Origin of the sequence: Labrenzia sp. OB1 (assembly GCF_001624695.1) — a bacterium.
In the GTDB taxonomy this organism is placed as follows: Bacteria; Pseudomonadota; Alphaproteobacteria; order Rhizobiales; family Stappiaceae; genus Roseibium.
The window spans coordinates 55,256-68,497 of sequence record NZ_JSEP01000021.1; the positions used below are offsets into that span (position 1 = coordinate 55,256).

The window sequence follows — 13,242 nt, forward strand, 5'->3', positions numbered from 1 at the left end:
AAAAACTCGAAAGTTCGAGTGAAAATACATATTCAGAATCATAAACTTATCACTTCAAACAAAAATGTTTAACTCCACCGCCATCAACCTGCGGTCGATTGAACGCATGACTGCTTAAAGCGTGTCGCGTTTAGGCGACTTCAGCTATTTTGGAAAACACTCGAGGCGGCGTTTGCGTTGCAAATGCGTTCGGGTGGTTTCCTGAATTCAATTTAACGCGACAGGCGCTAGCGTTTCGGCCAGTTCCAACGGGGCCGATCCTGCCCGTCCACAACGGTTTCTCCCAGTTCCTTGCGCAAGTCGTAGCGGACGCAACCGGATTGCGGCGCCAGACAGGAAACCAGTTCGTCCGCATGGGAGACGACGAGCACCTGGGTTGATTCGGCCGCCTTTGCGATCAGCCGGGCAAGCGGTTCCAGCAGCGCGGGGTGCAGGCTGGTTTCAGGCTCGTTCAATACGACGAGTGGTGCAGGCCGCGGCGACAGCAGGGCAGCGGTGAGAAGGAGATAGCGCAACGTACCGTCCGAGAGTTCGCTGGAGCGAAGTGGCCGCAGCAGGCCCTTCTGCCGCATCAGCAACTCGAAATAGCCGTCGTTGACCGTGATTTCGACGGCGGCGCCTGGAAACGCATCGTCGATCGCCTCCGCAAAAGCGGTCTGATCGCCGATCTCCAGGATCGTCTGAACGGCCGCCGCCAGGTCTCCCCCGTCGGCGCCGAGAACCGGCGTCCGCGTGCCGATTTTCGGAAATCTGGCGGGCGCCTCCCGGTCAGTCCGCAAGTGATCGTAAAACCGCCAGGCGCGCATGCGCTCGCGCATGACCAGCAGTTCAAGCCCGTCTTTCGGATCCGCCGCATGGGTCATCATGCTGTCGAAGCGGGCCATGTTCTGCAGAACCGGCAGTCTCTGGCCCCGGTCGTTCAGCACGCGTACGGAGGGACCGTTGCGCCCGGCGATCTCGTTCGACCGCGACAACGCCTCGCCTGCCCACAGAGCCTCCACCTTGATTTCAGGATCCATGGAAAACATCGATCGGCCCGCATCGGCCGGAAGCCCGAGATCTATGGCATAGCCATAGTCCTCGTCAGCAAATCCGAGCTTCAGGCTGACCACGCCCTTGCGCACAGTTCCCTGAACCGGCTGTTCACCCTTTTTCATTACCCGCGAGAACGCCTCGGGACCCGCCCAAAGAGTTGAGCTCAACCCGCCTTCCGCCGCAAGCGAGGCGATCGCACGGCCCTGGGCCACATCGGCCAACAGGCGGATCGACCTGTAAAGACTGGATTTTCCGCTGCCGTTGGCCCCGGTCACGAGCGTCACGCGGTCCAGCGGCAGCACCAGGTCACGCAAAGAGCGGTAGCCGGAGACGGCAAGGGTCAAAATCAAGGCAGATGCCTCCTTCTCCCGGTTTCCCGGCTCAGGATCCCTGGTCGATCAGTTCGAACTTGTTGACATCGAACATGCCGAAATCGGTGATTTTCAGATGCGGAATGACCGGCAGCGGCAAAAAGGCGACCTGCAGAAAAGGCTCCGCAAGAGTGCAGCCGAGTTCCTTCGCGGCGGCACGCAGCTCTTCCAGATCGGACTTCACCGTCTCAAACGATTCCAGGCTCATCAGACCGGCAAGCTGCAGGGCAAGCTCCGCCTTGACCCCTTCTTGATCGGCCACCGCGAAACCGCCTTTCATGGCGATCACCCGGTTGACCGCATGCGCCATGGCCTCCTCGTCCGCCCCGACGACGCAGATATTATGGCTGTCGTGACCGACGGACGAAGCGATCGCTCCGCGTTTCATGCCAAAACCGTTGACGAAGCCGAGCCCGATGTTGCCGGTTCCCTTGTGCCGCTCGACCACGGCCACCTTCAGGACATCCTGATCGAGATCCGCCAGTGTCTTTCCCGCCGTCACCGGCAAGGTTCGCTTCAGATGCTCGGTGATGATCCTGCCCGGAACGACACCGATCACATCCGCTTCGCTGTTGCGGGCGGGAACGTCGAATTTTTCCGCGGTGACGGGCGCGACCTTGACGCTGTCCAGTCCGACTGGAGCAACGATGGAGCGCTTCGAAAACTCCTCGTCAGTCACCAGAACGCCACCGCAGATCACCTGAGCGACCCGGCAGGCCTCGAAATCGTCAAGAAGCGCGATGTCGGCGCGCTTGCCGGGCGAAACGGAGCCGCGATCCTTCAGCCCGAACGCATTTGCCGCCGACCAGCTCGCCGCCCGGTAAGCATCGAGCGGCCGGATGCCCTTGGCGATCAAGCGGCGGATCATGCTGTCCAGATGGCCTTCCTCGGCAATATCCAGCGGATTTCGGTCGTCCGTGCACAAGGCCACGAAGGCCGACACATCCGGCGTCAGGATCGGAGCAAGCGCCTCCAGGTCCTTCGAAACCGAGCCTTCCCGCATCAGGATGGTCATGCCCTTGGCCAGTTTTTCGAGCGCTTCTTCCGCCGAGGTGGCTTCATGGTCGGTGCTGATGCCGGCGGCAAGATAGCCGTTGAGCCCCAGCCCCGAGAGCAACGGCGCATGGCCGTCGATATGGCCGTCCTGAAACGCGGCGAGCTTGGCGAGCACCTTCGGATCGCGTGCCAGCACGCCGGGAAAGTTCATGAATTCCGCAAGACCGATAACACTGGGGTGGTCCCGGAACGGCAGCAGATCCTCGATCTCCAGACAGGCGCCGGCGGTTTCGAAGGCAGTCGCCGGAACGCAGGACGACAGGTTGACCTTGAGGTCCATCACCGTCTCGAGCGAGCTGTCGAGGAAATAGCGGATGCCCTCCGAACCGAGCACATTGGCGATCTCGTGCGGATCGCAGATCGCCGTGGTCACGCCGTGCGGCAGCACACACCGGTCGAATTCGAACGGTGTGACCAGAGAAGACTCGACATGAAGGTGTGTGTCGATGAAGCCTGGAACCGCCGTCAGCCCCTTCCCGTCCAGAGTGACTTCGCCGGAGTACTGCCCATGCGTGCCGACGATCCGGTCTCCCACGATCGCGATATCGGTTTCAACCGTGCTGCCGTCGATCACACTGAAAAGACGGACGTCCTTGATCACCAGATCGGCGTCGATCTCGCCCGAACCGGCGGCAATCGCACGCGCCAGAAACGCTTCATCATGTTTGACCGGCATAAATGTTCTCTCCGATTCCAGTTGTGTCCCCGACAATACGGAACTTGCGCCCGCTATCAACGCTTTCGCTGCAGATCCTTTCCCGGAAACGTCACCTGCACCTCCCCTGATGCTAATGCTGGAGTGTGCAGGACGATTGCTTGCAACCGGGCGACCAGATACCTTACCAAGCGGTAGAAAAGCCGGTGAAACGAAGGATTTGTTAACTATCCAAATCAATATCTTACCGCGCTGCAGCATAAAATCTTCGCAACGCAAAAGCGAATTCGAATTGACAGAAAGGCCATGCAGGCAAATAATTAAATCACAATAAATTATTATTGAGCCGTCATCAGAAACGGACTCACGCTGGAGGAGCGAGAAAGGTGGATGGAACCCGCAAAAGCGGTCGCGGTTCGAATTCCGCGCAGCTGCGGCGCTATAACGAGCGCATTGTCCTTCAGATTCTGCGGCGTGCCGGCGAAGCCTCCAAAGCCGAACTCGCCAGGGCCGTCCAGCTCACCAACGCCGCCATCGGCGCCATCATCCAGGACCTGATAGAAGAAGGTCTGATCGTCGAGGCGGGCAAACGTCATGACGGCAGCAGAGGGCAGCCGGCGACCATTTTGCGCCTCGCCGCATCAGGGGCCTTTTCCTTCGGCGTGCGGCTGGACCGCACCAACATGGAAACGGTTCTGATGGATTTCTCCGGACGGATCATCGACCGCCGCCTGCATGACCTTATCCTCCCAGCTCCCGCGCAGGCTCTGGAAATTCTTCTGGAAGACATCGACAGCCTGATCGGAAATCTGAGCGAGAAGGACAGGCTCCGCATCACCGGCATCGGACTGGCGCAGCCATTCAATCTCGGTGCCTGGCTGCACGAACTCGGCCTGCCGGAAGCCGACTTCAGGAAATGGGAAGACTTCGACCTTGTCGGCGCGCTTGAGGAAGCCACAGGCTTTGCCGTCTTCAGGGAAAACGACGGCACCGCCGCCGCCGTGGCCGAACTCTTCTATGGCCTTGGACGGCAAAAGGACGATTTCCTCTACCTGTTCCTGGGTCCTGCAATCGGCGGAGGCCTGATACTGAAGGGCGATGTGGTCCGGGGCAAGACAGGCAATGCCGCCGATGTGGCGATGATACCCGTCCCGCCCAGCAACCTGCCGAGCGCCCCCCCTTCCAGGCACGAATGGGATCTTCTGCTTTCCCGGGCGTCTCTGGTATCCCTGGCCCGTCATCTGGACCCGGACAATTTTCCGAACATGAGCCGCAAGGATCTGCATGAGGCTTTCGCGCGCAGCGAGGCCAGGTTCGAGGAATGGATGGAAGACTGCGTCGGCGCGCTTGCGCTGGCCATGCGTTCCGCCTTCTCGCTGCTCGACATGCCGCTGGTGGTCATCGACGGCGATCTCGAGGCGCCTTTCCGAGAAAGGTTCCGCCAGGCATTGACGGTAGCCGTTGAGGCGAACGCGCCCGAGATGCGCAAGTCACCGGATATCCATGTCGGTAGCTTCGGACATGATGCAGGTGCCATCGGAGCGGCCAGCCTGCCGCAATTTTTCAACTTCTCTCCGCGCGCCGCAATCCTGACGGGCGGGAAAGACACCGGCCCCGCCGGGGCCGGCAATACAGAAGATCGTGCCGGTTTTCCGGCACGGGCAGCACGGTTGGGATCACATCTGGCCACACCCGACCGTTCCGACTGACAAAGGCCAGGGAGGAAATACACAATGATCCGCAAATTACTCGCGACTGGTTCGGTCATTGCCGTGATGACGGCAGCTCCTGCGGTCGCCGCAGACGTTACCGCCTGCCTGATCACAAAGACCGATACCAATCCGTTCTTCGTGAAAATGAAAGAAGGTGCGACAGCCAAGGCTAAAGAGCTCGGCATCGAGCTGAAATCCTTTGCAGGCAAGGTCGACGGCGATCACGAAACCCAGGTGGCGGCTATCGAAACCTGCATCGCCGATGGCGCCAAGGGCATCCTGCTCACCGCGTCCGACACATCTTCAATCGTCCCGGCCGTTCAGCAGGCCCGCGACAACGGCATTCTGGTAATCGCACTCGACACCCCGCTGAGCCCGATCGATGCGGCGGACGCAACCTTCGCGACCGATAACTTCAAGGCCGGTGAACTGATCGGTCAATGGGCCGCCGCCAGCCTTGGCGACAAGGCCGCCGACGCGAAAATCGCCATGCTCGACCTCGGCATCAGCCAGCCGACCGTCGGCGTGTTGCGCGACCAGGGCTTCCTCCAGGGCTTCGGTATCGAGCTCGGCGACCCGAACAAATGGGGTGACGAAACCGACCCGCGCATTGTCGGCAACGATGTGACCCAGGGCAATGAGGAAGGTGGCCGCCGTGCCATGGAGAACCTCCTTGCCAAGGACCAGTCGATCAATGTTGTTTACACCATCAATGAGCCCGCCGCGGCCGGCGCCTATGAAGCGCTGAAGTCAATCGGGCGTGAAAATGACGTCCTGATCGTTTCGGTCGATGGCGGTTGCCCTGGTGTGCAGAACGTCAAGGACGGCGTGATCGGCGCAACCTCGCAGCAGTATCCGCTGCTGATGGCCTCGCTGGGTATCGAAGCGATCAAGACCTGGGCCGACAGTGGCGCGAAACCTGCTACGACTCCCGGCAAGGACTTCTTCGACACCGGTGTCGCCCTGGTGACCGACAAGCCGGTAGACGGCGTGGAATCCATCGACACCGCCAAGGGCACGGAGCTGTGCTGGGGCTAAGCTCAGTTTAAGCGTAAGACAATACCGGAAAGGGGCGTGGGCGACTCCGCCCCTTTCCGACCGGTTTTGGGAGGGTAAAAAGGCATGGACTCAGACACAAAGACAAAGGGCGGGCCTGCGGATTTCGAAACCGCGGCAGCTTCCGGCCCCAATGTCGTGGCGGCATTCGACGATCACCAGCATGGAATCGTCTACAAAATTCAGCACACGCTGCACCAGACCCCGTCACTGGTGCCGCTTGTAGTTCTGGTTCTTTCCATAGCGGTGTTCGGTCTTCTGCTCGGGTCGAAGTTCTTCTCCCCGTTCGCACTCACCCTGATCCTGCAGCAGGTGCAGATCGTCGGTATCGTCGCAGCCGCCCAAAGCATAGTCATCCTGACCGCCGGGATCGACCTGTCCGTCGGCGCGATCATGGTGCTGTCATCGGTCGTCATGGGGCAGTTCACGTTCCGCTACGGCCTGCCGGTCGAGGTCTCCATCGCCTGCGGCCTTCTCTGCGGCACCCTATGCGGATACATCAACGGTTTTCTGGTCGCCGTCGTCAAACTGCCGCCCTTCATCGTCACGCTCGGCATGTGGCAGATCGTTCTGGCGGCGAATTTCCTCTATTCGGCCAATGAAACCATCCGCTCGCAGGACATTGCCAGCAGCGCTCCCCTGCTTCAGTTTTTCGGCAACAAGGTGAATATCGGTGGCGCTGTTTTCACCTATGGGGTCATCTTCATGGTGCTTCTGGTGCTGGCGCTTGCCTACGCCTTGCGCCAGACCGCCTGGGGACGGCATGTCTATGCGGTGGGTGACGATCCGGAAGCCGCCCAGTTGTCGGGCGTGCAGGTCAAGAAGACCCTGATTTCCGTCTACATGCTCTCCGGCCTTATCTGCGCCTTCGCCGGCTGGGCGATGATCGGACGTATCGGCTCCGTCTCACCGACCAGCGGCCAGCTCGCCAATATCGAGTCCATCACCGCCGTGGTGATTGGCGGCATCTCTCTTTTCGGCGGCCGCGGGTCCGTTCTGGGCACCCTGTTCGGTGCGCTGATCGTTGGTGTGTTTACACTCGGTCTGCGCCTGCTCGGCGCCGACGCGCAATGGACCTACCTGCTCATCGGCTTGCTGATTATCGCAGCGGTCGCGGTCGATCAATGGATCAGAAAGGCATCGGTGTGATGAAACCTGTTCTGCAAGCACGCAATCTGGTCAAGCGCTACGGCCGCGTCGTGGCCATGGACCATGCCGATCTGGAACTCTATCCAGGTGAAATCCTCGCCGTGATCGGAGATAACGGCGCTGGAAAATCGACGCTCATCAAGGCTGTCAGCGGTGCCGTGCAACCCGACAGCGGTGAGATCCTGCTGGACGGCAAGCCGGTCCATTTCACCTCACCCATCGATGCGCGCGCAGCGGGGATCGAGACCGTCTACCAGACCCTCGCAATGTCTCCCGCGCTGTCGATCACGGACAACATGTTCATGGGCCGGGAAATCCGTAAACCCGGTTTCCGCGGCAAGTGGCTGCGGCAGCTCGACCGAAGGAAGATGGAGGAAATCGCCCGCGACAAGCTCAATGAGCTCGGGCTTTTGACCATCCAGAACATCAACCAGGCAGTGGAGACCCTGTCCGGCGGCCAGCGCCAGGGTGTCGCGGTGGCACGCGCCGCCACCTTCGGGTCCAAGGTTGTGATCATGGATGAACCGACGGCCGCTCTCGGCGTGAAGGAAAGCCGCCGGGTGCTGGACCTCATCAATGACGTGAAAGCCAGGGGCCTGCCGATCGTCCTGATCAGCCACAACATGCCGCATGTGTTCGAGGTCGCGGACCGCATTCACATTCACCGGCTTGGCCGGCGCGCCTGCGTCATCAGACCCGCCGATTTTTCCATGTCCGACGCGGTGGCCATCATGACCGGTGCGATGGACCCGCCCGAGAGCCAGGCGGCCTGAGCGATTGCCCATTTATCCAGCAACCTGGGCCATTGCCTTTTGAATAGGCTGGCAATAAACACCAGACCGGCCTGTTTTCATCGGGTAACGGCGGAAAATAGCGGAGTTGACCGGTCTGGTAACGATTGAGGGTCATCTTCGCGGTCATCAGGACGCTGGATGTTCCGGGTGCGGGAAACGCTTCCGGAGGCTCGCCCGGCCGGATCCTTTCGAACAACCGACGAGCAGTATGGACAATTGATGTTTCTGATTTGCGGCGAAGCCCTGTTCGATCTCTTCGGCGACAGCGCCACCGGTGACGGTCTGACCTTCGATGCCCGGATCGGCGGTTCGCCGTTCAATGTAGCAACGGGTCTTGCCCGGCTGGGCGAGGAAACCGCCTTCTTCGGCGGTATCTCGAAAGACGCATTCGGCGAAAGGCTTATCCAGAAACTGCGCAACGAAGGTGTCTCGGACCGGCATATTCTCAGGACAGACTACCTGACGACCCTGAGTTTGGTCCAGAAAGACGATCACGGCCATCCCGCCTATACGTTCTACGGCGCCGACGCGGCGGACAGGATGATAACGACCGGCAACCTGCCCGCATTCGCGGAACCGCCGATGTTTCTGCACATCGGCTCCTATACCGCCCTTGTGGAACCGGTCGCCACGGCGTTCAAGACGTTGATCGAGCGCGAGAAAGGTAACACGCTGGTCTCGTTCGATCCCAACATTCGCCCGACCGTGGTGCCGGACATGGCGCGCTGGCGCACAAATACCGAATCTCTGGTGCCTCACACCGACATCGTGAAGGTCAGTGACGAGGATCTGGCCCTGATCGCGCCTGACGACGAACCCGGCGAGATTGCACGCCATTGGCTCTCCCTTGGAGCCGGCCTCGTCGTCGTCACCAGAGGACAGGATGGCGCAACCGCCTTTATGCGGAATGCCGAAGTCAGTTGTCCGGGTGTCACCGTCAAGGTTGAAGATACAGTCGGGGCCGGCGACACGTTTCAGGCTGCGCTTCTGGCCGGTCTGAAGGAACTCGGCGCGACCGATCGAGACACGCTTTGGGCCCTTGAGGAAGCGAAACTGTCCCGGCTCGTCGGATTTGCGGTTAAGGCCGCTGCCGTCACCTGTTCCCGGCGCGGGGCCGACCTTCCGACACGGAGCGAACTGGAAAAAGAGTGGGCCACTTTGAGATGAGGGGCTGACAAGGAAATTAAACCGATTTAGAACCCGGATCGAATCCGGCCACACCCTAGGTCGTTGAAAAGACTGCTGCTCAGAAGGGATGTACTTATGGCGGTACGCGTCATCGAAGTTGAAGAATTCGATCTGGTCGTGTTCGGAGCATCCGGAGACCTTGCCCACCGCAAGCTGCTGCCGGCCCTTTACCACAGGGATGCCGACGGCCAGGTACCGGAAAATGCCCGTATCATCTGCAGCGCGCGCCGCGATTATTCGGACGAAGACTACCGCAAATATGCCAGGGAGGCCCTGGAGGAGCACGTCAAGGATCTGGACGACGAGCATCTGGCGCTGTTTCTGAACCGTCTCCACTACGTGAAAATCGACGTCGCGTCCGGGGAAGGCTTTGACGACCTCAAGACGATCCTTGACGAGCGGCCGAAGGTCGTGCGGGCGTTTTACCTGGCCGTCGGCCCGGATCTTTTCGGCACGATCTGTGAAAATCTCGGCAAGGCCGGCGCGGTCAACGAACATTCCCGCGTCGTGATCGAAAAACCGATCGGCAAGGACGGCGCATCCGCAAAGGCACTGAACGAAACGGTCGGGGCCGTCTTCAAGGAAGAACAGATCTTCCGTATCGACCACTATCTGGGCAAGGAAACCGTCCAGAACCTCATGGCCCTGCGTTTCGCCAACGCCCTGTTCGAGCCGCTCTGGAATGCGGCCCATATCGATCACGTCCAGATCACCGTTGCGGAATCCCTCGGGGTCGGCGGACGGGCCGGCTATTACGACACCGCCGGTGCCCTGCGCGACATGGTGCAGAACCATATCCTGCAGCTTCTCTGCCTCGTTGCGATGGAACCACCAGAATCCATGAACGCCGACAGCGTTCGCGACGAGAAGCTGAAGGTGCTCAAGGCGCTCGCCCCAATCGACGAACACAACGCCGACAGACTGACCGTGCGCGGCCAGTACAGAGCCGGAGCATCCGCCGGAGGCGCCGTTCCCGGTTATCTGGACGAGCTTGGTGATGACGAAAGCCGGACGGAAACATTCGTCGCCCTGAAGGCGGAGATCGCCAACTGGCGTTGGGCCGGTGTGCCGTTCTACCTGCGTACGGGCAAGCGCCTGGCGCAGAGGGTTTCGGAGATCGTCGTTCAGTTCCAGCCGATCCCGCATTCTATCTTCGATGCCGAAGCGGGCACGATCACCGCGAACCGCCTGATCATCCGTCTGCAGCCGGACGAAGGCGTGCAGATGCTGATCATGATCAAGGACCCCGGCCCGGGCGGCATGCGCCTGCGCCAGGTTCCGCTCGACATGAGCTTCGCCGACGCCTTCAAGGTACGCAACCCGGATGCTTACGAGCGCCTGATCATGGACGTCATCCGTGGCAACCAGACACTCTTCATGCGCCGCGACGAAGTGGACGCGGCATGGGCGTGGATCGACCCGATCCAGACGGCCTGGGCCTCCTCGAAGGACCTACCGAAGGGCTATACGTCAGGCACCTGGGGGCCCTCTGCCTCCATCGCGCTGGTGGAACGGGACGGACGCACCTGGACCGAAGACGACGGCAATTAGGAGGAGGTCTCAGGGACATCGCGACCCTTTGCCCTATATCTCCCAGTTCGCTCAGCAAGCTGCAAAGGGGCACACCTGCCCTATTTGTCCGTGCAGTCGCAGCCAGACCGGTTTCCGGTCAGCAAAGGAATTGAAGCCATGACCATCCAGGACCGCATCGGCGACGTCACTGAACGGATCGTCAAACGCAGCCACGACAGCCGCTCCATCTATCTGGAGCGGATCGGCAAGGCGGCGGAACAGGGCCCGCAACGCTCCCGCCTCTCCTGCGGTAACCTCGCGCACGGATTTGCGGCCTGCGGTGTTTCCGACAAACAGGCTCTTGCCGGCGATGTGGTTCCCAACCTCGGCATCATCACCTCCTACAACGACATGCTGTCGGCGCACCAGCCTTACGAAACCTACCCGGCGCTGATCCGGCAGGCGGCCCATGAGGTCGGCGCGGTGGCGCAGGTTGCCGGCGGCGTTCCGGCCATGTGCGATGGCGTCACCCAGGGACAGGATGGCATGGAACTGTCCCTGTTCTCACGGGACGTGATCGCCATGGCGGCGGCCGTCGGCCTGTCGCACCAGATGTTCGATGCGGCGGTCTTCCTCGGTATCTGCGACAAGATCGTGCCCGGTCTTGCGATTGCCGCCCTGTCCTTCGGCCACCTGCCGACAGTATTCGTTCCCGCCGGTCCGATGACGACCGGCATTTCGAACGACGACAAGGCCAAGGTTCGCCAGCTTTATGCGGAAGGCAAGGTTGGCCGCGACGCGCTTCTGGAAAGTGAGTCGAAGGCCTACCACTCTCCCGGCACCTGCACTTTCTACGGCACCGCGAATTCAAACCAGATGCTGATGGAGATCATGGGCCTGCACATGCCGGGCGCCTCCTTCGTCAATCCGGGCACCCCCTTGCGCGATGCGCTGACCAAGGAAGCCGCCAAGCGCGCCCTCGCCATCTCTGCCCTCGGCAACGAATATACCCCGGTAGGCGAGATCATCGATGAAAAGGCGATCGTCAACGGTGTCATCGGCCTGCACGCCACGGGCGGATCCACCAACCACACGATGCATCTGGTAGCGATAGCCGCAGCGGCCGGCATCCGCCTCACCTGGGACGACATATCGGAGCTCTCCGACGTGGTGCCGCTGCTTGCCCGTGTTTATCCGAACGGCAAGGCTGACGTGAACCATTTCCAGGCCGCGGGCGGACTGGCATTCCTCATCCGCGAGCTCCTCGGCGAAGGATATCTGCATCAGGATGTGAAGACCGTTCACGGCACCGATCTGTCCGGTTACACTGTTGAAGCCAAGCTCGATGCGAACGGCAATGTGACCCGCGAAGAAGTCCCGGCGATATCCGGCGATGAGACGGTCCTTGCGCCCTTTTCCAAGGCGTTCCAGCCGACTGGCGGCCTGAAGATGCTGTCCGGCAACATGGGCAAGGCCGTCATCAAGATCTCTGCCGTCGCAAGGGAACGCCATATCGTCGAAGCGCCCGCACGCGTCTTTCAAGATCAGAACGACTTCCTGACGGCGTTCAACAACAAGGAACTTACCGGCGACGTTGCCGCTGTGGTCCGCTTCCAGGGCCCCAAGGCCTGCGGCATGCCGGAACTGCACAAGCTCACCCCCTGCCTCGGCATCCTGCAGGACCGCGGCCACAAGGTTGCGCTGATCACCGACGGGCGCATGTCCGGCGCGTCCGGCAAGGTGCCGGCGGCCATCCATGTGACACCGGAAGCTGCCGACGGCGGCCCGATCGCGAAGATCCGCGACGGCGACATGATCCGGGTGGACGCGATCAGTGGCGAATTGACGGTTCTGGTCGATGAAGCAGAATTCAACGCCCGCCCGCCTGCAGAAGCAGATCTGAGCCACCACCAGTTCGGCGTCGGCCGCGATCTCTTCGCCGCTTTCCGCAGAAATGTCGGCACGGCCGACACCGGCGCGCACGTCTTCGGCAGCTGAGCGAAACCCAACGAACCAGGAGGCTGACTTGGCCCAGGACAAAGCGAAAATCGAACAAGTGATGTGCGCGGCACCGGTTATTCCGGTTCTGATCGTCGAAGACCCGAAAAAGGCTGTTCCGATGGCCAGGGCCTTGGTTCGGGGTGGCCTGCCTGCCATTGAAATCACCCTGCGCACCCCTCACGCGCTGGAGGCGATCGACGCGGTCAACGAACATGTGGAAGGCGCCATAGTCGGTGCAGGCACCGTTCTGGATGCAAGGCAATATGACGCCGCCGTGTCCGCCGGTGCGCGTTTCGTCGTTTCCCCGGGCGCGACGGAAGCGCTGCTCGATGCGGCCGACCAGCACAGCGTTCCGCTTCTGCCCGGCGCGGCGACCGCGTCCGAAGTCATGTTCCTGCTGGAGCGCGGCTATGAGCGGCTGAAGTTCTTCCCGGCGGAACAGGCCGGTGGCGCATCCTACCTGAAGTCCCTCTCCTCTCCTCTCGCGGCGGCGAAATTCTGCCCGACCGGCGGTGTCAGCCTGGACAAGGCCCTGGACTATCTGAAGCTGCCCAACGTGCTGTGCGTCGGCGGCTCCTGGATCGCCGATGCCAAGGCCATCGCTTCTGAAGACTGGGCGGGCATCGAGGAGCGCGCACGCGCGGCGGCAGGCCTCAAGGGCTGAGCGGAACACAGGCGTTCAGAAAATGAATTGCGGGTTGATCGGGACAGGG

General features: G+C 61.1%; 10 protein-coding genes. 8 read left to right on the top strand and 2 right to left on the bottom strand.

Annotation, left to right across the window (positions count from 1 at the left end):
- Positions 1 to 227 precede the first annotated feature (227 nt).
- Entirely contained in the window at positions 228 to 1,385 is a 1,158-nt protein-coding gene (locus OA90_RS22270) for an AAA family ATPase (protein ID WP_068417738.1), read from the bottom strand.
- 31 nt (positions 1,386 to 1,416) lie between these two features.
- The gene (gene ade / locus OA90_RS22275) at positions 1,417 to 3,138 is read right to left on the bottom strand and encodes an adenine deaminase (RefSeq protein WP_068417741.1); all 1,722 of its coding nucleotides are present in this window, start codon (positions 3,136 to 3,138) and stop codon (positions 1,417 to 1,419) included.
- A gap of 365 nt (positions 3,139 to 3,503) precedes the next feature.
- Between ade and OA90_RS22280 the strand changes: the two genes are divergently transcribed.
- The 8 genes from OA90_RS22280 to eda all read left to right on the top strand — a co-directional run bounded on the left by OA90_RS22280 (position 3,504) and on the right by eda (position 13,193).
- A complete protein-coding gene (locus OA90_RS22280) occupies positions 3,504 to 4,826 on the top strand; it encodes an ROK family transcriptional regulator (protein WP_068417744.1) in 1,323 nt (440 codons plus the stop codon).
- Positions 4,827 to 4,850: 24 nt separating this feature from the next.
- A complete protein-coding gene (locus tag OA90_RS22285; RefSeq protein ID WP_068417746.1) occupies positions 4,851 to 5,867 on the top strand; it encodes a sugar ABC transporter substrate-binding protein in 1,017 nt (338 codons plus the stop codon).
- Between the two features lie 84 nt (positions 5,868 to 5,951).
- The gene (locus OA90_RS22290; RefSeq protein WP_068417749.1) at positions 5,952 to 7,034 is read left to right on the top strand and encodes an ABC transporter permease; all 1,083 of its coding nucleotides are present in this window, start codon (positions 5,952 to 5,954) and stop codon (positions 7,032 to 7,034) included.
- Positions 7,010 to 7,807, top strand: a complete 798-nt coding sequence (locus OA90_RS22295) for an ATP-binding cassette domain-containing protein (RefSeq protein ID WP_208986252.1) — start codon at positions 7,010 to 7,012, stop codon at positions 7,805 to 7,807. The genes OA90_RS22290 and OA90_RS22295 overlap by 25 nt, the downstream gene beginning before the upstream one ends.
- Positions 7,808 to 8,047: 240 nt before the next feature.
- Complete coding sequence (locus OA90_RS22300; RefSeq protein ID WP_068417850.1) at positions 8,048 to 8,995, top strand: carbohydrate kinase; 948 nt, start codon at positions 8,048 to 8,050, stop codon at positions 8,993 to 8,995.
- Positions 8,996 to 9,091: 96 nt separating this feature from the next.
- The gene (zwf, locus tag OA90_RS22305; RefSeq protein ID WP_068417752.1) at positions 9,092 to 10,567 is read left to right on the top strand and encodes a glucose-6-phosphate dehydrogenase; all 1,476 of its coding nucleotides are present in this window, start codon (positions 9,092 to 9,094) and stop codon (positions 10,565 to 10,567) included.
- A gap of 138 nt (positions 10,568 to 10,705) precedes the next feature.
- On the top strand, positions 10,706 to 12,526 hold the full coding sequence (edd, locus tag OA90_RS22310) for a phosphogluconate dehydratase (RefSeq protein ID WP_068417853.1): 1,821 nt from the start codon (positions 10,706 to 10,708) through the stop codon (positions 12,524 to 12,526).
- Between the two features lie 28 nt (positions 12,527 to 12,554).
- Positions 12,555 to 13,193, top strand: a complete 639-nt coding sequence (gene eda / locus OA90_RS22315; protein WP_068417754.1) for a bifunctional 4-hydroxy-2-oxoglutarate aldolase/2-dehydro-3-deoxy-phosphogluconate aldolase — start codon at positions 12,555 to 12,557, stop codon at positions 13,191 to 13,193.
- The last annotated feature ends 49 nt before the right edge of the window (positions 13,194 to 13,242 follow it).

Coding starts and splice junctions, on each gene's coding strand:
- ade (WP_068417741.1), bottom strand. CDS start 3,138: ATGCCGGTCAAACATGATGAAGCGTTTCTGGCGCGTGCGATTGCCGCC.
- OA90_RS22285 (WP_068417746.1), top strand. CDS start 4,851: ATGATCCGCAAATTACTCGCGACTGGTTCGGTCATTGCCGTGATGACG.
- OA90_RS22290 (WP_068417749.1), top strand. CDS start 5,952: ATGGACTCAGACACAAAGACAAAGGGCGGGCCTGCGGATTTCGAAACC.
- OA90_RS22295 (WP_208986252.1), top strand. CDS start 7,010: ATGGATCAGAAAGGCATCGGTGTGATGAAACCTGTTCTGCAAGCACGC.
- OA90_RS22300 (WP_068417850.1), top strand. CDS start 8,048: ATGTTTCTGATTTGCGGCGAAGCCCTGTTCGATCTCTTCGGCGACAGC.
- zwf (WP_068417752.1), top strand. CDS start 9,092: ATGGCGGTACGCGTCATCGAAGTTGAAGAATTCGATCTGGTCGTGTTC.
- edd (WP_068417853.1), top strand. CDS start 10,706: ATGACCATCCAGGACCGCATCGGCGACGTCACTGAACGGATCGTCAAA.